This window comes from Mesorhizobium sp. M0016, assembly GCF_040324035.1.
Classification (GTDB): domain Bacteria; phylum Pseudomonadota; class Alphaproteobacteria; order Rhizobiales; family Rhizobiaceae; genus Mesorhizobium.
The window spans coordinates 151,631-172,059 of the sequence record NZ_JAMYVM010000006.1 but is presented as its reverse complement, the minus strand read 5'-3'; the positions used below and the strand labels follow the sequence as shown (position 1 = coordinate 172,059).

Here is a 20,429-nt window from a genome sequence, read left to right as displayed (position 1 = left end):
CTAGCCACGGTCCCTGGTGAAGAAATCCGGGAAATCCTCGATCGCGGCGGCGATGATGCGCAGCGAGGCTGCGATCTGCAGCGTGTCGGCACTACCGCTGCGCTCTGAGAGGCCGGCTGCATATTGCCGGGCCACAGTGATGGTCGCCGTCTGTGGATCGCCGGTTGCGCGAAAGAGCAGTTCACGCGCGAGGCCGCGCAGGAAATTGGCGATCGAGAGCGCGGTGTCGGTAGGAGTGGACGGCCTCTGCTGCGCGGCGCGCAGGCGCAGGATTTCGAGGCCGACGGTAACGGCGGCGACCCCGCCGCCCAGGATCGCATCGCCTTTCCTGCCGGCATTCTGCAAGAGCGGCATCAGCTGGTTGATGCGGTCATAGGCCAGGCTCTCGAAGGCCGAACGCCGCGGTACCCGCTCGTGCAGACACAGCCGCGCCAGATCCTCGCGCATGGCGCGCACGATGCGGTTGGCCGCGCGCCATGGATCGACCGGCAGCACCACGATGAAGACGCCGATGGCCAGCAGGATGCCGACCAGCACCGACGCCGAGCCGGCGAAGAACGGGCCTGGGGCATAGGTCATCGCCTGATGCGGGCTGAGGAAGGCGAGGAAATTGATTGCAAACGCCGTCGCCACGCCGACGGTGCGTGGATTGGCCATGCCCAGCGCCGTCGGTACCAGGATCGGCACGACAAACAGCGTGAACCAGCCGAAGCCGGGCAGGGCAGGCAGCGCGACCTGGCCGACAAGGAAGGCAAAGGGCAAAGCCAGCAGCGTTCCCTTGAAGAAGCCCCAGGACACCCGCACCGGGTCAGGCCGCGCGGCGAAAAGACTGGAGACGACGGCAACGAGGATGACGGTGCCGGCCGCATCGGACCATTTCGTCGTCAGCCAGAAGGCGGCGACCGCCAACGTGGCAAGGGCGGCGCGTATGGCATTGCGCGAAGCCCCGGGATAATCGCGGTGCACCACCAGCGCAGGCGGCTGCCTGTTGCTCCGGATAGGGCGCGTCACCGGTGCGCGCAGGGCGTCGAGGCCGCGCAGCACCTGCTTGAAGGCTTCGGCGAAATCGGCGGCGATGGTGAGGCGCGTGATGGTGCCGACCCTGTCGTCGCCCTGATCGGTCGAGGCGTCGGGCATTTGCCGGGCCTTGCCGGCAATCGCGTCGAGCCGCGTCACCCAGGGCGACGTGTCCTCCAGCGCCTCGGGCGTGGCTGCCAGTTCGCTGACCAGCGACTGCAGTTCCGAGCGCACCGGAATGAGCGCTGCGTTTTTCGGCGCGGCGTGAGAATGCAGCGCGCGTGCCGCCGACAGCGCCGACAGAAGCTGACCGATGGTGAGGCGGACCGGATGGGCGCGGGTGGCGAAGCTCGGGGCTTCGAGCCGGGCATAGGTGCGCATCTCGGCCAGCATCTGGGCGTCCGTGATCAGCTTGCCGTGCAGGCCGGCCAGTCTCGCCGGGTCGCCGCCGGAAAAAGCGCCGCCCGCATAGGTTGCAAGGTCGAGGATGCTGCGCTTCAGCCTGGAGATGATGGCGTCAGCGGCCAGCTTGGGCAGGATCAGCCGGCTGGTCAGGCCGGCGCAGACGATGCCGAGCACGATCTCGGCGCAGCGCGCGACAGCGAGATCGACGATCACATGCGGCTGGCCGAAAGCCGGCAGCCCAATGATCATCGCGGTATAGCCGGCAAGTGCGGCGCCATAGGCTTCCGGATTGCGCAGCAGCGACGAAACCAGCGTGCACAGCCCAATCCAGACGGACAGCGCCGTGACCAGCAGCCAGGGATTGGTGCCGAAAACCGAGGTGATGCCGATCGCCGCAAGTCCACCGGCCAGCGTGCCGAGCAGCCGGTAAAAACCTTTCGCCAGCACCATGCCGGCGACCGGCTGGGCGACGATGAAGACCGTCATCATCGCCCATTGCGGGTGGTCGAGTTTTAGCGCGTAAGCAGCGAGAAGCGCGATCAGACCGGCCGAAACCGTGCGCAGGGCGAAAATCCAATCCGAGCGCGTCGGCTGCGTCAGGCCCGCCAAACTGGTTTCGAAGTAGCTCTTCAGCCGCGCCCAGATCATAAGCTGGTCTCCGTATCGGAAGCGCAGGCTAGAGCAGTTCCAGGAAAAGTGTGAAACGGTTTTCCGCCCGGAACTGCGTCAAAACGAAGAGTTGGCCAGCGCTCAGATATCCAGCACTTCCGTCGCGGCGAATTCGGCGCGTTCCTGGATGAAGCGGAAGCGGGCTTCCGGCTTGGTGCCCATCAGCGCGTCGACAGCATCCTTGGTCGCCGCCACGGCGTCGATGACATCGACCCGGAGCAGCGTGCGCTTCCTCGGGTCCATGGTGGTTTCCTTGAGCTGCGCGGCCATCATTTCGCCCAAGCCCTTGAAACGGCCGATCTCGACTTTGGCGCGGCCGGTGAATTCGGTGCGCAACAGCTCGTCCTTGTGCGCATCGTCCCTGGCATAGGCAACCTTGCCGCCTTGCCGGATCGAATAGAGCGGCGGCACCGCCAGATAGAGATGGCCGCCATTCACCAGGTTCGGCATTTCCTGGTAGAAGAAGGTGATCAGCAGCGAGGCTATGTGAGCGCCGTCGACGTCGGCGTCGGTCATGATGATCACGCGGTCGTAGCGCAAATCCTCGTCGCGGTATTTCGAGCGCGTGCCGCAACCGAGCGCCTGAATCAGGTCCGAAATCTGCTGGTTGGCGGCTAGCTTGTCGTTGCCGGCGCTGGCGACGTTGAGGATTTTTCCGCGCAGCGGCAGCACCGCCTGGCTGGCGCGGTCGCGCGCCTGCTTGGCCGAGCCGCCGGCCGAGTCGCCTTCGACGATGAACAGTTCGGCGCCCGCGGCGGCATTCTGCGTGCAGTCGGCGAGCTTGCCGGGAAGGCGCAGCTTGCGCACCGCGCTCTTGCGCGACACTTCCTTTTCCTGGCGCCGGCGCACCCGCTCGTCGGCGCGCGCAATCACCCATTCCAGCAGCTTGGAGGCTTCCTGCGGATTGTCGGCCAGCCAGTGGTCGAAGGGATCGCGGATGGCGGTCTCGACAATGCGAATGGCTTCGATCGTTGCCAGCCTGTCCTTGGTCTGGCCGACGAATTCCGGCTCGCGAATAAACACCGACAGCATGCCTGCCGCCGAGATCATCACGTCTTCGGAGGTGACGATCGAGGCGCGCTTGTTGCCGACCAGGTCGGCATAGGCCCGAAGCCCGCGCGTCAGCACATTGCGAAAGCCGGCCTCATGCGTGCCGCCTTCGCCGGTCGGGATTGTGTTGCAGTAGGAGTTGACGAAGCCGTCACCGCCGAACCAGGTCACCGCCCATTCCAGCGAACCGTGGCCGCCCTGCTTCTCGCTCTTGCCGGCGAAGATTTCGCGGGTCACCTGGAAATCATCGCCGAGCGATGCCTTGAGATAGTCCTTCAAGCCGCCGGGGAAATGGAACTCCGCCTTGGCCGGCGTCTGGTCCTTTTCCTTGATCAGCGATGGGTCGCAGCTCCAGCGGATCTCGACGCCGCCGAACAGATAGGCTTTCGAGCGGGTCATGCGATAGAGCCGCGCCGGCTCGAAGGCGGCGCCCTTGCCGAAAATCTGCTCGTCGGGATGGAAGCGGATTTTGGTGCCGCGCCGGTTGTGCACTTCGCCGAGCTGCTCCAGCCCGCTCACCGGAACGCCGCGCGAGAACCTTTGGCGGTAAAGCTGGCGACCGCGCGCGACCTCGACTTCGAGATGGTCCGACAGCGCATTGACGACCGAGACGCCGACACCGTGCAGACCGCCGGAGGTCTCATAGACCTTGCTATCGAACTTGCCGCCCGAATGCAGCGTCGTCATGATGACTTCGAGCGCCGGTTTCTTGAATTTCGGATGCGGATCGACCGGAATGCCGCGGCCATTGTCGGTGACGGTCAGAAATCCGTCGGCCGACAGCTCGACATCGATGAAGGTGGCATGGCCGGCGACCGCCTCGTCCATCGAATTATCGATGACCTCGGCAAACAGATGGTGCATCGCCTTGTCGTCGGTGCCGCCAATATACATGCCGGGACGGCGCCGCACCGGCTCCAGCCCCTCCAGCACCTCGATGTCGGCGGCGCTATAGCCCTCGCTGCCGTCCTTGGTCGCGGCAGGACGCTTCGTGGCCTGCACCAGCGGGTCGGCCGGGCGCGAAGGTGTCCGAGCCGGTTGGGGCTGCTTTTCCAGATTGCCGAAAAGATCGTTGTTGTCGTCCATGCCTGCCATAGAATCCGGTGCCGCGAATCACCCGTCGATACTGCCACGCTTTTCGGCGCCAAGCGACGGAAGTTCCTGTTACGTTCGGGGATTAAACCCTTCTTATCCTAAAACCTTTCGATAACCAAGCCGGCGGAAATAGGTCCGTGCGGAGCGGGCGCGATTCCTGAATCTTTAACAAAGCGGCCTAGCGTCGCCTCAACAAAACAAAAGACCACGAATGTCAGGGGTTGGTTGTGAGGGGCAAGGCCATAACGATGATTGGCATCGCTGCCGTCTTCGGCGCGATTTCAATCTTTGCCGCGGATTTCTGGGTGAAAAGCCAGGCCAAGGCCGATGCCGAAGAGAAAACGGCGTCGATCCCGGCGCCCGCCGTCCCCAAGGTCGTCTTCAAGACCATCGTGGTGGCCAACGCGCCGCTGCGTTACGGCATGGAGCTTGACCGGGCGCAGCTCAGCGAAATCCCATGGTCCGAGGATTCGGTGCCGCAGGGCGCGTTCACCACAGTCAATGCATTGCTCGCCGAAGGCAGCCGCGTGGTATTGTCGCCGATCGAGATCAACGAGCCGGTGCTGATCAGCAAATTGTCGGGGCCGAACGGCCGCGCGACGCTGTCCAACATGATGACGCCCGGCATGCGGGCGGTGACAATCCGCACCGACGAGATCGCCGGTGTCGGCGGCTTCGTCATGCCGGGCGACCGGGTCGACGTGGTGCTGACACGCGATGCGGGCGAAATCCAGGAAGTGGCCAAGAACGCGCAGGGCGCTGCCGGATCGACCGTTACCTCCGAGATCGTCGTCTCCGACGCTAAGGTGCTGACCGTGGGGCAGGGCGCCGACGAGCGCCAGACCGCACCGCAGATCGCCAATTCCGTCACCATCGAGGTGACGACCGAAGGCGCGCAGAAAGTGGCGCTTGCCCGCACCGTCGGCACCTTGTCGCTGTCGCTCCGCTCGGCCGCAGACGGAGGGGCCGCCAAGGACGGCGTCACCACCATCTCGTCCTTCGGCGGATCGGTCGCCTTCGGCGTCCAGGCCGCTGCCGGCGCGCTGTTCACTGCCGCGACCAAGGAGCCTGAGAAGCCGAAATTCAAGACGATCATCGTGACGCGCGGCACGCAGGTCGAAGAATACCAGGTTCCTGCGCGGGACCAGCAATAACTGCCGGTGGGGACCGGGCGAGGGACGGGACAGATGTCGGGACTTCATGCATTTCAGACGACGAAAGGACTGCGCCCAATGCGGGCGCTCGCGATAGCGGCTTGCCTCACCGCGGCCGCAATGCTCGGCCTCAGCGCGCCAGCCAAGGCCGACAACGATATCGTCCATGTCTCGTCGACAACGAATGCGTCGATCAAGGTGGCCAAGGGCAAGCCGAAGACGGTCATGACCAATGCCGCCTTCTATCAGATCGTCATCGGCGATCCGGAGATCGCCAACGTCAATCCGCTGACCGACAAATCCTTCTATGTGCTGGGCAACAATCTCGGCACCACCGGCATCGCGCTGTTCGACGAGAACAAGCAGTTGGTCGGCACCGTCGACATCGAGGTGACGCTGGACACCGACCAGCTGGCCAGCACCATTCGCGCCAGCGTGCCGGACGCCAAGATCAAGGTCGGCTCGGCCAATGGCCGCGTCGTGCTGTCGGGCGAGGCCGATGACGCGGTCGCCGCCGAGAAGGCAAGCAAGATCGCCAGCCGCTTCTCCGGCAATGAAGAAGTGATCAATTCGGTCAACATCTCGTCCTCGCAGCAGGTTCAGCTCAACGTCCGCTTCGTCGAGATCAATCGCCAGGCCGGACAGGATCTCGGCGCCAAATACAGCGCCAATTTCGCTTACGGCATTGGCGGGCGCGACGTCACCCTCGATCCTGGCACGGTGCCGGGAGCCGGCAATGGCGAGATCATCGGCCGGCTGCTGTCCAACGGCCTGTCGATCGACGTCGCCATCAAGGCGCTGGAGGAACGTGGTCTCGCCAGGCGGCTGGCCGAGCCGAACCTGATCGCACGCTCGGGCCAGACGGCAAGCTTCCTCGCCGGCGGCGAGTTCCCGATCCCGGTCTCCGAGGACAATGGCAAGATTTCCGTCAGCTACAAGAAATACGGCGTCAGCCTCGACTTCACGCCGACGGTTCTCAAGGACGGGCTGGTGAGCCTCGACATCGCGCCGGAAGTGTCCTCGATCGACGCTTCGGCCTCCTACAATATCGGCAATATCTCGGTCCCGGGCTTTATCGTGCGCCGCGCCAAAACATCCGTCGACCTGAAGAATGGCCAGAGCTTCATGATCGCCGGCCTGCTGCAGTCACAGAACGACATTACCACATCGCGTCTACCCGGCCTCGGCAAGCTGCCGGTGCTCGGCTCGCTGTTCTCCTCCAAATCCTATCAGCGGCGCGAGACCGATCTGGTGATCATCGTCACCCCCTATCTGGTCAAGCCGGTCGATCCGTCGAAGAAGCTGCTCGAGCCGACCGACGGCACGCAGCCGGCCAGCAATGTCGACTATTTCCTCAACAACACCGAGGAAGTGAAATCGTCCGAAGCCAATCGTGCAGTGGCAATGGCCAGCGGCAGTACGCCACAGCCGGCCGCGGTCACCACCGTCGGGCATTTCCTCGACCTGCCGAAGGATTGAAGCCATGCGCGTGGAATCATGCATCGCCCTGCTGATCGCCGGCCTCGCCGGCGGCTGCACCAGCGACGACTATGTCCGCTCCGAGGGACCGACGATTGCCGCCGGCAACGCACAGGCCGCCAATACGGCCATGCAGATGGTCGATCCCTGGAAATACGGCGTCCAGAACACCAGGCTGCTGGTGCCGGCGCAGCGCAGTGAGGCGGCAGTCAACGCCGCCGACCAGGCTGCTGCTGCCAAGGCCGTGCAACCGACAGCGACAACCGATTGATTTGCCCCGGTGATTTGACCGGGAATGACCTGACAGGCTGACAAAATGGCAAGCGGCATCAAGACCAAGAAGATCCTGCTGGTGTCCAGCGACCGGACCTTTGCGCAGGATACGCGCACCGCGTTCGCGGCCTCGGAGGTGATCCAGCTTTCGACCGTCGAGAAGAACATTACCGAACTGCGCGGCGAGGTCCAGGAAGCCGATTTCGGCGCGCTCATCGTCGACATGGATGCGGCAAAGCTGGAAGAGATCGAGTCGCTGCAGCGCATCATGCGCCGGCTTGAAGGCCGCGTTCCGGTGGTCGTCGTCACCCAGGAATTCAACGCAGCCGCAGTGCGTATCCTGGTGCAGCTCCAGGTCGCCGATTTCCTGGTCAAGCCGATCACCACCGCCGATCTGGTGCGGTCGGTCGTGCGCGCGCTGCAAGGGCCGGGGCGCGAGGAAAACACCGAGTCGCAGATCTATACCTTCATGCCGGCCGCCGGCGGCGTCGGCACCACGACGCTGGCGCTGCAGACCGCCTTCCAGCTGCATCATTCGGTGACGCGCGGCGCGTCGACCTGCGTGGTCGACCTCAATTTCCAGCAAGGCGCCTGCGCCGAATATCTCGACCTCGAGCCGCGCTTCGACATCACCGAAATCGAGAACCAGCCCGAGCGCCTCGACCGTCAGCTGCTGGATGTGATGCTGTCCAAGCATGCGAGCGGGCTCTGCGTGCTGGCGGCGCCAACGCATCCGTCGGAAATGCGCTCGTTCAAGACCGATGTCGTGGTGCGCATGCTCGATCTCGTCTCGGCCTATTTCGATAACGTCGTCATCGACATGCCGCGCACCTGGTTTCCGTGGACGGAGACGGTGCTGCTCGGCTCCAACAAGCTCTACATCGTCGCCGAAATGACGGTGCCATGCCTGCGCCACACGCAGCGGCTGATCCAGGCGGTCTACGAGACGGCCGGCAAGGAAGTGAAGCCGAACGTCATCGTCAATCGTTTCGAGCAGAAGATGTTCGACAACGGCATCAAGCAGGCGGATGTCCAGGAAATCCTGGGCGAGCATTTCGTCGGCGGCATCTCCAACAATTACCGGCTTGTGCGTGAAGCGGTCGACCGCGGCGTGCCGCTGCATGAGATCGACCCGAACGCCAATGTCGTCAACGATCTGAAGAGGATCATCCTGCCGGAAGAAGCCGTGGTGACGCCGGAGAAATCGCGCTCGCTGTTCGGCATCGGCAGGGGCCTCCTGAAGAGGAAAGCCGGATGACCAGCCGCTTCTCGACCCTGCAGAACCGTGACGTCCGCGCGCTGAAGCCGGCCGAGGCGGCGCCGGTCGCGCATCACGCCGTGGTCATCCCGACGAACCGCAAGGCCTTGCCGCCGAAGCCGGAGACAACACCGGGAAAAAGCGCCAACAAGGTGCTCGATGCCCGCGTGCGCATCCACCGGCTGCTGCTCGAGGAAATCAACCTGGTCGCGCTGGAGCGCCTGCCCAAGGATGAGATGCGCCGGCAGGTGCAGGAGTTCGTGTCGGAAAAGACCCGCCAGGAGCGTATGGCGATCAACACCGTCGAACTTGAAGCGCTGGTCGATGACATCGTCGATGAGATGGTCGGCCTCGGCCCGCTGGAACCGCTGCTCAAGGACCCCGACATCAACGACATCCTGATCAACGGCCACCAGAACTGCTTCGTCGAAAAACGGGGCAAGCTGCAGCAGGTCCATATCCCGTTCAAGGACGAGGCGCACCTGTTGCGCATCGTCAACAAGATCGTCGCCGCCGTCGGCCGCCGGGTCGACGAATCGCAGCCGATGGTCGATGCCCGCATGCTCGACGGCTCGCGCTTCAACGCCGCCATTCGCCCGGTCGCCGTCGACGGGCCGCTGGTGTCGATCCGCAAGTTTTCAAAGAACAAGCTCGGCCTGCACAAGCTGGTCGAGTTCGGCGCCATCACCCAGAACATGGCCGAGGTGCTGGCGGCTGCAGTCCACGCCCGCAAAACGACCATCATCTCGGGCGGTACCGGCACCGGCAAGACGACGATGCTCAACGCATTGTCAGCCTTTATTCCGGAAGACGAACGGTTGATCACCATCGAGGACGCGGCCGAACTGCAGCTGCAGCAGCCGCATGTCGCGCGCATGGAAACGCGCCCCGCCAACATCGAAGGTCATGGCGAGCTGAAGCAGCGCGACCTGGTCAAGAACGCGCTGCGCATGCGCCCTGACCGCGTCATCCTCGGCGAGTGCCGCGGCGAGGAGGCCTTCGACATGCTGCAGGCGATGAACACCGGCCATGAAGGCTCGATGGCGACCATCCACGCCAACACGCCGCGCGACGCCATTTCGCGCCTCGAGCAGATGCTGGGCATGACCGGCATGCCGATGACGGTGCAGTCGATCCGCAGCCAGATCGCCAGCGCGCTCGACCTTATCGTCCAGCTGACGCGACTGTCGGACGGCAAGCGCAAGGTGACCAGCGTCGCCGAGGTGACCGGCATGGAAGGCGACGTCATCCAGATGCAGGAGATATTCCGCTTCGTGCGCACCGGCATGGAAGCCGACGGCAAGATCCTCGGTCACTACGAGGCGACCGGCATTCGCCCGCGTTTCCTCGAGGACCTGCGCAATATGGGCATTGAATTCCCCGGCAAATATTTCGAACCCGGCCGGCCGCAGGAGTAGCCGGGTGTTCGAGAATTTCAGCCCGATCTATGTCGTCTATGCCGCGGCAGCGCTGACCGGCATCATGATCGCCGAAGGCTGCTATCTGCTCTATGCCGGCCGCAGCGACAAGCGCCTGGCTATCAACCGGCGCATGAAGCTGCAGGAAAACAAGATCAGCCAGGAACAGGTGCTGATCCAGCTGCGCAAGGAACGCGGCCTCGATTCCGGCACGTCATTCTTCTCGCCCGACCGTTTTCGCGCGCTGCGCACGCAGTCTGGCATGGTGATGCCCTTGCCGAAATTCCTGACGATGACGACGGGCGTGGCGCTGGCGATGATGCTCGTCGCGCTCTGGTACGGCCTGCCGCTGTTGCTCGCCATTTTGCTGTTTGTGGTGCTGACAGCGCTGCTGCCGGTAATTGTGCTGCGTTCCAAGCGTGCCCGGCGGGTGAAGCGTTTCGGCGTGCAGTTGCCGGAGGCGCTGGAATTGATCACGCGCGGCTTGAAGGCCGGGCATCCGGTTCCGGTGGCGATCTCCATGGTGTCGCGCGAGATGCCCGATCCGATCGGCACCGAATTCGGCGTTATCTCCGACGAGGTGACTTATGGTTCCGACCTGGTTTCGGCGTTGAATTCACTGTTTGATCGCGTCGGCCAGGAGGATCTGCCGCTGTTCGTCACCGCGGTTTCCATCCAGACGAGTTCGGGCGGCAATCTGCGCGAGATCCTCGACGGGCTGTCGACGACGATCCGCGAACGCGGCAAGCTGCGCCGCAAGGTGCGCGCCATTTCGACCGAGGGTCGTATGTCGGCCTATATCCTGACGGCGGTGCCGGCGCTGCTGTTCGCCGCCATCATGGTGATGATGCCGCAATTTTATCAAAGCGTCTGGGATGTGCCGAAGACCTGGTATCTGCTGGGCGGTTCGGTGACATGGCTGATGCTGGGCAACATCATCATGTTCAAGATGTCGAACTTCCGGTTCTGAGATGGAGCAGGTGATCCAGTTTCTTGCCTCGCTGGCGCCGACGTCGCTGATGCCGGTAGCCGCGATGCTGCTGGCATTGGGCGGCAGCGCGGTGGCATGGCCGCTGGTGGTGGCCAAAGGCGACCGCAACGATCTCAAGCGCCGGCTCAAGATCGACGACAGCAAGACTCCCCAACAGGCCGAGGTGGCGCCGAAGAAGAACCAGAGCGTCGTGCGCGAGAAGGCGGTGAAGCGGGCGCAGGAATTCTACGCCAAGAGCGATCCGGAAAATGTCGCCCGGCTGCGTATGAAGCTGATCCAGGCGGGCTATATGGAGCCGCGCGCGGTCGGCACATTCTTCCTGATCCGCTTCGCCTGCCTGGTGGGCGCAGCGATCGGCGCGTTCCTGGTCAACCATTGGATGGGCAGCGCCGATTCCACCGCGACCAGCCGCTGGACCTTCATCATCCTGTCGGGAGCCGCCGGCTATTTCGTGCCCGGCCTGGTGCTCAGCCAGAAGGTGCGGGAAAAGATGCGCGAATACCGCAACGGCTTTCCCGACTTCATGGATTTGATGATCGTCTGCTCCGATGCCGGCATGAGCATGGAGGCCGGCATCGAGCGGGTCTCGAAGGAACTGGCCAAGACCTATCCGTCGCTGAGCCAGAATCTGCAGCTGGTGTCGCTGGAACTCAGGGCCGGCCGCAGCCTCGACGATGCATTGAAGGCGCTCGCCGACCGCCTCAGCCTGGACGAGGTGCGCTCCTTCGCCACGCTCTTGCAGCAGTCGAAGGAACTCGGCACCAGCCTCGCCGGGGCGCTGCGCGTGTTCTCCGACGAAATGCGCCACAAGCGCATGTCGTTGGCCGAGGAGAAGGCACATGCCTTGCCGGCCAAGATGTCGGTGCCGGTGGTGGTGTGCATCCTGCCGGTGGTGCTGATGATCGCCGTCATCCCGATCATCGTCAAAATGACGGCGGTTCAGTAGATACCAAGGCAGTAGATACCAAGTGGCCGCCCGGCGGCTTTCTGCGGTTACTCACTTCAACTACGCTTCGCCTGGATGTCATATCCGGCCGGTTTGGCCGCTTTCCTTCGGCAAAATCCGCAAAAAGCAAAATGAGTGAGCCGTCCATGCGAATAGTATTGTGCACCGCCTTCCTCGGCCTCGCCGCGGCCAGTCTGTCGCTGGCCTCGGCCGCGGCCGACGATTGCGGCGACGCTGCCGCTCTGGTGCAGCAGGCATATCCCAAGGCCCAAAAGAGTGCCGATGGCGCCTCCTTCACGCTCGAACCTCATACCAGCATCGCCCAGACGCTTTGGGATGGCGATGCGCCATTCGGCGTGGTCTGCAAGATCTGGCCCGCCCATGACGACCTGTTGTTGGTCGCCGTGCCGCTGATCGACAGCTCCCAATCCAGCGACGACGGGCATTTCGGCGATGTCGAGCTTCTGGTCGTCGACAGGAAGACCCGGCAGGTGCGCCAGCGCCTGCTCCAGCCCGGGCTGATGACCGATGATGCCGTCGGCATCCGCGAGATCGACTTCGATACCGGGCGCTACAGATTGGCGCCCGATGTCGGCGCCTTCGGCCTGCGCATCGACATGGGAAACCATTCGCAGCCGAATCCTTTCAGTGAAACCGACCTGCGGCTCTATGCCCTTGACGGCGGTGCTCTGCGCCTGGTGCTCGACGGCATCATCGTGGCCGGCTTTGGCTGCGAAGGCGACACCAATGCGCAGGATCCTTTCAATCCAACCGGGTCAGCCTGGCGATGAGCCCGGCGAGACATCACGGCTATCACGACATCACAGTGTTCGAGCGGTTGGACACCGACAATCCGTCTGTCGACAAGAATGGCGAGTGCCAGTCCCATCCCGGCAGGTCCATGAAACGAACCTACCGGCTGCGCTACGACGGCAGGCGCTATCAGTTTCCGGCGGGGCTCAAGGCGCTGGAGCCGGAATAGGCTTCGGTTGGTTAATGGCTTCTGTGCCCGAAACCAAATTTTAGGCGCGTTTCCGCACTGAAGTTTAATCGCCCTGTTGTAGTCTGCTTCCTCAGAGAACGACCCGGTAAATCGGGCGATTGGGGCCAGGGGCATGCGTCACAGAAGTTTCACGGCAATGGCCGCGCTAGCGGCGGTCTTGATGGTCGGCGGCTGCACGACCGACAACGTCGACAAAACCAAGACCACATCGATCCAACCGGTGGCAAAAGACGTCAGCACCTCCGACCTTGCGCAAGGCAAGGCGCAGTTCCGCGAGGCCAATTACGGCCTTGCCGAACAGCATTTCCGCAAGGCCGTGGAACTGAAGGCCGACAGTGCCGAGGGATGGATGGGGCTTGCCGCCTCCTATGACGAACTCGGCCGCTTCGACTTCGCCGACCGCGCCTACGACCAGCTTTTGAAGGTTGCCGGGCGCAAGCCGCAGATTGTCAACAATATGGGCTATTCGCAGCTGCTGCGCGGCAACAAGAAGAAGGCGAGAGCGCTGCTCATGGAAGCAAGGGCCGGCATGGCCGACCCGAGCGTGATCAACGCCAATCTGGCGCTGCTCAACAAGGGCTGAGACTAGGGACACTCGCGTGCCGAGCTTCGCGGGACGGCAGTCGACGCTTTGTAAACCCTGTCGGCAGGTTGCTTTGAAAACCGGCCGAAAACGGTATCTCCGGCCGGTTGCATGCCTATGATGCGCCACAAATCGAAGATCCCAAAGGTTGCCGCTCATCCATGCTGGATTTCAGTTCGCTATTGCTGGCGGCTGCGCTGTCGGGCACATGCCTGAGCGTCACCATGTTTGTGATCTGGTTCACGGCGCCGCGTGCACGCTTCGTGCTGACGGTGGCGTGCGGCATTCTCGTCCTTGTCGCCCACGTCATCGTCTTCTGGCGCTACACGAGGGAGCCCAGTCCCTTGCTTTGCCAGGCGGCGCTGGCGCTGCTCAGCCTCGGTTTCCTGGCGCTTTCACTTTCGGCCATGCAATATCTCGGTGTGCGAAATTACAGCCGCGCTGTCCTGCCGGCCATGCTTGCGATGGCTGTCTGCGCCGGCGTGACCTATCTCGGTTTCGATGGTGTCGGCTTCATCCTCACCTATACGACGGTAACAGTGCTGCTCGCCTCGATCGGGGTGATGTTCTGGATCAAGGGCAGTCAGGATCGCGGCATTCTGCTGGTCGTTTCGGCGCTAAGCGGCGTCTGCGGCGTATCCTTCGGGCTCTGCGGCGCCGTGCTTCTGGTCAAGGGCCAGTGGGTGCTCGGCGTCGCACCCGACAATTGGGCCGAGCGGTTGAATTCGGTCGTGGCAGTCGCCTGCATGACGGCGCTCGGCGCGCTGACGCTGTCGCTGCATCATCTGCAGGCACAGATCGAACTGAAGGCCGAGACCTTGACCGACCCGTTGACCGGTCTCATGAACCGGCGGGCTTTGAACTCGCTCTATCGCGAGCGCGTCTTCGGCCCGTTCATGTCGGTCGCCATGTTCGACCTCGACCACTTCAAGCGAACCAACGATGTCTATGGCCATCCCGTCGGCGATCGGGTGCTCTGCCGTTTCGCCGCAGTCATCAAGAAGTATGACAGGGTTGGCGTCGACGCCTTCCGGCTGGGCGGCGAGGAGTTCGCGTTGGTCATGTCTCGGATGACCGAAGACAAGGCCTACGATTTCGCCAGCAGGATCGGCGTCGCCTTCGGCACGGAAGTGGTGCCGACGCCGCGCGGGCCGTTGCGCAGCAGCGTCAGCGGCGGCATTGGCTTTGGCAAGGAAGACGGCAGCAGCCTGGATGAAGTGCTGGCCGAGGCCGACCGGGCGCTCTACGCGGCCAAGAACGCCGGGCGAAATCGCGTGCTTGTCCTCAACGGCAAAGCCGACGGACCGGCCCTGCGCTCAGCCTGACAGGCCAGAGTGTTATTCGGCGGCGCCGAGATATTCCGACAGCGGCGGGCAGGAGCAGACGAGGTTGCGGTCGCCGGCGACATTGTCGATGCGCGAAACCGGCGGCCAGTATTTGGCCGCCGTATCGACATCGCCGGCGGGGTAGGCCGCTTCCAGCCTCGAATAGGGGTGCGTCCACTGGCCGGCAAGGGTTTCGGCCGCCGTGTGCGGGGCATTGACCAGCGGGTTGTCCTCGAGCGGCCATTCGCCCTTCGCCACTTTCGCTGCCTCGCCGGCGATGGCGATCATCGCCTCGCAGAACCGGTCGAGCTCGCGCTTGGGTTCGGATTCGGTCGGCTCGACCATCAGCGTGCCGGCGACCGGAAACGACATGGTCGGCGCGTGAAAACCGTAGTCGATCAGCCGCTTGGCGATATCGTCGACGCTGATGCCGGCGCTCTCCTTGAGCACGCGCGTGTCGAGGATGCATTCATGCGCGATGCGATCGTGCCTGCCCTTGTAGAGAAGCGGGAAGTGCGGCGCGAGCCGCGTCGCCACATAATTGGCCGAGATGATCGCCGTCTCCGTCGCCTGCTTCAGGCCGGCGGCGCCCATCATGCGGATGTACATCCAGGTGATCGGCAGGATGGAAGCGCTGCCGAACGGGGCAGCGGACACGGCATGCGCCGAACCTTCGGTGACATGACCCGGCAGATAGGGTTTCAGATGCGCCCTGACGCCGATCGGACCGACGCCCGGACCGCCGCCGCCATGCGGGATGCAGAAGGTCTTGTGCAGGTTCATGTGGCAGACATCGGCGCCGATATCGGCGGGCCGCGCCAAAGCAACCAGGGCGTTAAGGTTGGCGCCGTCGAAATAGACCTGGCCGCCATGCTCGTGAATGAGAGCGCACAGGTGGCGCGCGCCTTCTTCGTAGACGCCGTGCGTCGAGGGATAGGTGAACATCAGGGCTGCGAGATTCTTCGAATGCTCGTTGGCCTTGGCCCGCATATCGTCCATGTCGATATTGCCGTCCTCCAGGCAACGCACGACGACGACGCTCATGCCGGCCATCGCCGCACTCGCGGGATTGGTGCCATGCGCGGACTGGGGGATCAGGCAGATGGTGCGATGGCCTTCGCCACGCGAACGGTGATAGGCGCGGATGGCGAGCAGGCCGGCATATTCGCCCTGGCTGCCGGCATTGGGCTGCAGGCTGACGGCGTCGAAGCCGGTGATCTCCGCCAGCCAGCCTTCCAGCTCGCCGACCATGGCGCGATAGCCGGCCGAATGGCTGGCCGGCGCGAAGGGATGGAGGTTGGCGACAACAGGCCAGCTGACCGGCATCATTTCGGCCGCCGCGTTGAGCTTCATGGTGCAGGAGCCCAACGGGATCATGGTGCGGTCGAGCGCCAAATCCTTGTCGGCTAGCCTGCGCAGCAGGCGCATCATGTCGGTCTCGGAGTGGTTTTCGCGGAAAACCGGCTGGGTCAGAAACTCCTTGCCGCGCGGCTTGCCGGGCATCGCGCCGGCCTCAGTAGCGCCGGACTTGGCGCCGAACAGGGCGGCGATCGCCTCGAGATCCGCCTCGGTCGAGGTTTCGTCGAAGGCGATGCTGATGCGGTCGGCATCGATGACGCGCAGCAGCCGACCACCTTTTTCAGCGGCAGCGGCGATCGAAGCTGCCTTGCCCTTCACTTCGGCCGTCACCGTGTCGAAACGGCTTGAGCCGAGCACGGAAACACCAGCGGTTTTCAGGCCTGCTGCGAGGCCGTTGGCGAGCTCATGAATTCGGGCTGCGATCGCCTGCAAACCAGTAGGCCCGTGCCAGATCGCGTATGCGGTCGCCATGTTGGCAAGCAGCGCCTGCGCGGTGCAGATGTTGGAGGTCGCCTTGTCGCGGCGGATATGCTGTTCGCGCGTCTGCAGGGCGAGGCGATAGCCGGGACGGCCCTTGCTGTCGATCGACTGGCCGACGAGGCGGCCGGGCATCAGCCGGGTCAGCTTGTCGGAGACGGCGCAATAGGCGGCGTGCGGGCCGCCAAAGCCCATCGGCACGCCAAAGCGCTGCATCGGGCCGACGGCGATGTCGGCGCCAAGCCTGGCCGGCGCTTCGGTCAGCGTGAGCGCAAGCGGATCGGCGATGAAGACGACCACGGCGCCGGTGGCGCGAGCTTTCTCGATCGCCGCCTTGTGGTCGCCATAGACGCCAAACGTGTCCGGCCAGGAGACCAGCAGGGCGGCGGTGTTGTCGTCGATGGTCTCGCCATCGATCTCGATGCCGAGCGGCTCGGCGCGGGTGCGCACGACGTCCAGCGTCTGCGGATGCGGCGTGCCGGCCAGCGCCACCTTGGTGCGCTTGTCGCGGTGATGGCGCAGCGCGATGCCGACCGCTTCGGCCACCGCCGTCGCTTCGTCGAGCAGGGAGGCCGAAGCCACCGGCAGGCCGGTCAATTCGGTGACCAAGGTCTGGAAGTTGAACAGCATTTCCAGGCGGCCCTGGCTGATCTCGGCCTGGTAGGGCGTATAGGCCGTGTACCAGGCCGGGTTCTCGAACAGGTTGCGCTGGATGACCGGCGGCACATGGACGCCGTGATAGCCGGCGCCGATGAAGCTCTTCAGCACCCTGTTTTTTGCCATGGTCGCAGCCAATTCGGCCAGCGCTTCGGCTTCGCTCGCCGGCGCGGGAAGGGCCAGCGGCAGATCGAGGCGGATCGACTGCGGCACAGCCTGGCTGATCAGCGTCTCGACAGAGGGAACGCCGATCACGGCAAGCATGGCTCTGACATCGTTTACATCAGGACCGATGTGGCGGGCCGAGAAGGGGGTAAGTGCTGCGCTCATGGCAATAGGTCCTGATATCAACCGATATGGGCTTTGTAGGCGGCCTCATCCATGAGGCCTGCGAGTTGGCCTTCGTCGGCGAGCTTCATCTTCCACAGCCAGCCGTCGCCGGTCGCAGCGGAGTTGACCAGCGACGGGTCCGAGGACAGCGCGCCGTTGGCGTCGGTGATCTCGCCGTCAACCGGCGCATAAACATCGGAGGCCGCCTTGACTGATTCGACGACCACGGCGGTATCGCCCTTGCTGAGCTTCGTGCCGATTTGAGGCAGTTCGACGAAGACGAGATCGCCAAGCTGTTCCTGCGCATAGTCGGTGATCCCGACGGTGGCGATGCCTCCCTCGACGCTCAGCCATTCGTGGTCTTGTGTGAAATAGGTCTTTGCCATCGGGATTTATCCTTTGCGGTAGCGATGAGGAGTGAAGGGCATGGAACTGATATCGACCGGGATTTTCGTTCCGCGAACGTCGGCGAACAGTTTCGTGCCCGGCTTGGCCAAGGCCGTTGACACATAGCCCATGGCGACAGGATGGCCGGCCGACGGACCGAAGCCGCCTGATGTCACGTGGCCAGCCGGATTGCCGTCGGCATCGAACAAAGCAGCGCCGGCGCGCACCGGCTGGCGGCCGTCCGGCTTCAGGCCGACGCGCTTTTGCGACGGCCCGCGCTCCAGGATGGACCGCAGCGCATCGGCGCCGATGAAGGAACCGCCGGCGCGGAGATCTTTGGGGATCCCCCACATCAGGCCGGCACTGGCCGGATCGATCTCCGGCGTGATGTCCTGGCCGTGCAGGCACAGGCCGGCCTCCAACCGCAGCGAGTCGCGGGCAGCAAGGCCGATCCACAACACACGCTCGTCCTCGAGCAGTTTCGTGGCCAGAGCGCGCGCATCCGCCTCCGGCAGGCCGATCTCGAAGCCGTCCTCGCCGGTGTAGCCGGAGCGGCTCATGAACCAGTTTTGCTTAGGCTCGATGCCATGCATGAACAAGAGTGAGCCGGTCTCGATGCCGGCGCGGGACAAGGCAGCCCAGGCTTCCGGCCCCTGGATCGCCAGGAAGACGCGGTCGAGCGCATCGACTTTGACCTCGAAGTCCGCGGCCAGCGCACGCAGATGCTTCTCGTCCTCGACCGCATTCCCGGCGTTGGCGACCACCATGAAGCGCTCGGCGCCGAGCCGGGTGACGATCAGATCGTCGATGATCCCGGCGGCCTCGTTGAGGAAGAAAGTATATTTGGACTGTGAAATCTCAAGCGCGCCGGCATCGAGCGGACTGGCGCGGTTGAGCAGTGCCGCAGCGCCCGGTCCGCTGACAGCGAACAGCTTCATATGCGAAATGTCGAACAGGCCGGCATGTTCGCGGGTGTGAAGGTGCTCTTTCATCACGCCGGCCGGATAGATCAGCGGCATAGACCAGCCCGCAAAGGCGCCAAAGCGTGCGCCGGCGGCGGTGTGCAGATCTTCGAGAGGAAGGTGTTTGGTGTCGTCGCCCGTCATGTCATCTCCAGAGTCGCACGCAATCGGCCGCTGCTGGCGACCAGTCCGTGCCCCTCTGTCTGAAGCCTGAGAGACTCGCGCAACCGGAACTCTGTCGGCGACGCTTACACCTTCGGCGCGGGGGCAAGCCCCGACTTTCCAGAGTGTCTTTCCCGTCTACGGTTCTTTTGCCTGAGAGATTTCGGGCGATTTCCCCTTCGGCGGCAGCTCGCGCTGCTCTCTCCCGCAAACAGGTAGGACTCAGACCCTGAGCCCTCGACGCGCCATCCATAGCTTGTCGGCGACACCTTGTCACCTGCCAGCGACATCTTCCTGACAAGTCTTCGCTAACCACGCCGTTTGCCGGTTTTTCAAGACAATGGCGATATTCTGGGCTGACGGTTTGGCCGGCAATTGCGTTGGGCACGGCGGATGGGGATTGACAGATGGGCGAACGGATCGGGAGCGCGCCGGTGGCGGGGCTGGCCTCGAAGGACCGCATCACGGCGGAAGATGTCGTCATGCTGCGTCGCGAAGTGTTCGCCGACGGCGTGGTGACGCGCGGCGAGGCTGAAGCACTGTTCGCGCTCGATGCGACAGCGACGGACAAATGCCCGCAATGGCCTGAATTCTTCGTCGAGGCCGTTACCGACTACATCGTCCACCAGGAAAAGCCGGCAGGCTATATCTCTGAAGACAATGCCGGTTGGCTGATCCAGACCATCTCGCTCGACGGAATGGTCGACAGTGTGACCGAACTGGAGCTGCTGGTGCATGTGCTGGAAAGGGCGAAATCATCGCCCGGCCGGCTCTCCGCCTATGCGCTCGAGCAGGTCGCCAACGCGGTGGTCGACGGCAAGGGACCACTGATGCTCGGCGGCGCGCTGGTTCCCGGGCTGGTCGCCAAGGCAGAGGTCGATCTGTTGCGCCGCATTCTCCATGCCTATGGCGGCGACGGTAACATTGCCATCACACGGGTTGAGGCCGAGGTGCTGTTCCAGATCAACGAGCAGACCGCAGCGGCCCACAACGACCCGTCCTGGAACGACCTGTTCGTCAAGGCGCTCGCCAATTTCGTCATGTGTTCGGCCGGCTACGAAGCGCCGACGCGCGATGTGGCGCTGCGTCGTGACAGTTTCTTGGACCAGGTCGAGCCCGAAATTGGTGGCTTCTTCAGCCGCATGGTGTCGGGCGGACTGGCCGGCATCATGGAAGCCTATCGTTCGCCCGGCGATATCGAGGCCGAATGGGAGTCGAAGAACCGTGCCGCCGAGGCACTCGCGCGCCGCGCCGAGACGATCGACGCCAGCGAGGCGAAATGGCTGGCCGATCGCATCGGCACCGACCGCCCGCTGCGTGACAATGAACGCGCGCTGCTGACGCTGATCAAACTCGCCTCGCCGGAGATACATCCGGCGCTCAAGCCACTGCTCGACAAGGTTGCTTAAGCCGCGCCGTTTTCTGCGAC

The 20,429-nt window shown here is 63.8% G+C and carries 17 protein-coding genes and 1 riboswitch; of the genes, 12 read left to right on the top strand and 5 right to left on the bottom strand.

Annotated elements, in window-relative coordinates; genetic code table 11:
* Nucleotides 1–2,070, bottom strand: a complete 2,070-nt coding sequence (locus NKJ88_RS11620; RefSeq protein ID WP_352444086.1) for an FUSC family protein — start codon at nucleotides 2,068–2,070, stop codon at nucleotides 1–3.
* 102 nt (nucleotides 2,071–2,172) lie between these two features.
* The gene (gene parE, locus NKJ88_RS11615; RefSeq protein ID WP_023691142.1) at nucleotides 2,173–4,227 is read right to left on the bottom strand and encodes a DNA topoisomerase IV subunit B; all 2,055 of its coding nucleotides are present in this window, start codon (nucleotides 4,225–4,227) and stop codon (nucleotides 2,173–2,175) included.
* 257 nt (nucleotides 4,228–4,484) lie between these two features.
* Here parE and cpaB point away from each other — a divergent pair, with 257 nt between their 5' ends.
* The 11 genes from cpaB to NKJ88_RS11560 all read left to right on the top strand — a co-directional run bounded on the left by cpaB (nucleotide 4,485) and on the right by NKJ88_RS11560 (nucleotide 14,666).
* A complete protein-coding gene (gene cpaB / locus NKJ88_RS11610; protein WP_352444085.1) occupies nucleotides 4,485–5,390 on the top strand; it encodes a Flp pilus assembly protein CpaB in 906 nt (301 codons plus the stop codon).
* Nucleotides 5,391–5,468: 78 nt separating this feature from the next.
* Nucleotides 5,469–6,869 carry a type II and III secretion system protein family protein gene (locus NKJ88_RS11605; RefSeq protein ID WP_352444084.1) on the top strand — a complete coding sequence of 467 codons (1,401 nt, stop codon included), beginning with the start codon at nucleotides 5,469–5,471 and terminating at the stop codon, nucleotides 6,867–6,869.
* A 4-nt stretch (nucleotides 6,870–6,873) separates the two neighbouring features.
* Nucleotides 6,874–7,140 carry a hypothetical protein gene (locus NKJ88_RS11600; protein WP_023667602.1) on the top strand — a complete coding sequence of 89 codons (267 nt, stop codon included), beginning with the start codon at nucleotides 6,874–6,876 and terminating at the stop codon, nucleotides 7,138–7,140.
* Between the two features lie 45 nt (nucleotides 7,141–7,185).
* Nucleotides 7,186–8,400 (top strand): CpaE/TadZ family protein, encoded by a 1,215-nt coding sequence (locus tag NKJ88_RS11595; protein WP_023667601.1) that lies wholly within the window; start codon nucleotides 7,186–7,188, stop codon nucleotides 8,398–8,400.
* A complete protein-coding gene (locus tag NKJ88_RS11590; protein ID WP_023667600.1) occupies nucleotides 8,397–9,818 on the top strand; it encodes a TadA family conjugal transfer-associated ATPase in 1,422 nt (473 codons plus the stop codon). Before NKJ88_RS11595 ends, NKJ88_RS11590 begins: the two co-directional genes overlap by 4 nt.
* A gap of 4 nt (nucleotides 9,819–9,822) precedes the next feature.
* Complete coding sequence (locus tag NKJ88_RS11585; protein ID WP_023688292.1) at nucleotides 9,823–10,788, top strand: type II secretion system F family protein; 966 nt, start codon at nucleotides 9,823–9,825, stop codon at nucleotides 10,786–10,788.
* A gap of 1 nt (nucleotide 10,789) precedes the next feature.
* Nucleotides 10,790–11,755 carry a type II secretion system F family protein gene (locus NKJ88_RS11580; protein WP_023725707.1) on the top strand — a complete coding sequence of 322 codons (966 nt, stop codon included), beginning with the start codon at nucleotides 10,790–10,792 and terminating at the stop codon, nucleotides 11,753–11,755.
* The gene (locus NKJ88_RS11575) at nucleotides 11,686–12,546 is read left to right on the top strand and encodes a PA3715 family protein (protein WP_352444083.1); all 861 of its coding nucleotides are present in this window, start codon (nucleotides 11,686–11,688) and stop codon (nucleotides 12,544–12,546) included. Before NKJ88_RS11580 ends, NKJ88_RS11575 begins: the two co-directional genes overlap by 70 nt.
* Nucleotides 12,543–12,737, top strand: a complete 195-nt coding sequence (locus NKJ88_RS11570; protein WP_352444082.1) for a hypothetical protein — start codon at nucleotides 12,543–12,545, stop codon at nucleotides 12,735–12,737. Before NKJ88_RS11575 ends, NKJ88_RS11570 begins: the two co-directional genes overlap by 4 nt.
* Nucleotides 12,738–12,870: 133 nt before the next feature.
* On the top strand, nucleotides 12,871–13,341 hold the full coding sequence (locus NKJ88_RS11565; protein WP_023667596.1) for a hypothetical protein: 471 nt from the start codon (nucleotides 12,871–12,873) through the stop codon (nucleotides 13,339–13,341).
* 161 nt (nucleotides 13,342–13,502) lie between these two features.
* A complete protein-coding gene (locus NKJ88_RS11560) occupies nucleotides 13,503–14,666 on the top strand; it encodes a GGDEF domain-containing protein (RefSeq protein WP_352444081.1) in 1,164 nt (387 codons plus the stop codon).
* A 12-nt stretch (nucleotides 14,667–14,678) separates the two neighbouring features.
* Here the strand turns inward: NKJ88_RS11560 and gcvP are convergent, their stop codons facing one another.
* Genes gcvP through gcvT form a run of 3 tightly spaced genes read right to left on the bottom strand, consistent with a single transcriptional unit; the run spans nucleotide 14,679 to nucleotide 18,982 of the window.
* Nucleotides 14,679–17,489: an aminomethyl-transferring glycine dehydrogenase gene (gcvP, locus tag NKJ88_RS11555; RefSeq protein WP_023729867.1), complete on the bottom strand. Its 2,811-nt coding sequence runs from the start codon at nucleotides 17,487–17,489 to the stop codon at nucleotides 14,679–14,681.
* A gap of 17 nt (nucleotides 17,490–17,506) precedes the next feature.
* A complete protein-coding gene (gene gcvH, locus NKJ88_RS11550; protein ID WP_023688297.1) occupies nucleotides 17,507–17,875 on the bottom strand; it encodes a glycine cleavage system protein GcvH in 369 nt (122 codons plus the stop codon).
* 6 nt (nucleotides 17,876–17,881) lie between these two features.
* Nucleotides 17,882–18,982, bottom strand: coding sequence for a glycine cleavage system aminomethyltransferase GcvT (gene gcvT / locus NKJ88_RS11545; protein WP_352444080.1), 1,101 nt, complete (start codon nucleotides 18,980–18,982; stop codon nucleotides 17,882–17,884).
* Nucleotides 18,983–19,131: 149 nt separating this feature from the next.
* A riboswitch (glycine riboswitch) is annotated at nucleotides 19,132–19,218 on the bottom strand.
* 189 nt (nucleotides 19,219–19,407) lie between these two features.
* On the opposite strand from gcvT, the gene NKJ88_RS11540 reads away from it, so the two are divergent.
* Nucleotides 19,408–20,409: a hypothetical protein gene (locus tag NKJ88_RS11540; RefSeq protein ID WP_352444079.1), complete on the top strand. Its 1,002-nt coding sequence runs from the start codon at nucleotides 19,408–19,410 to the stop codon at nucleotides 20,407–20,409.
* The last annotated feature ends 20 nt before the right edge of the window (nucleotides 20,410–20,429 follow it).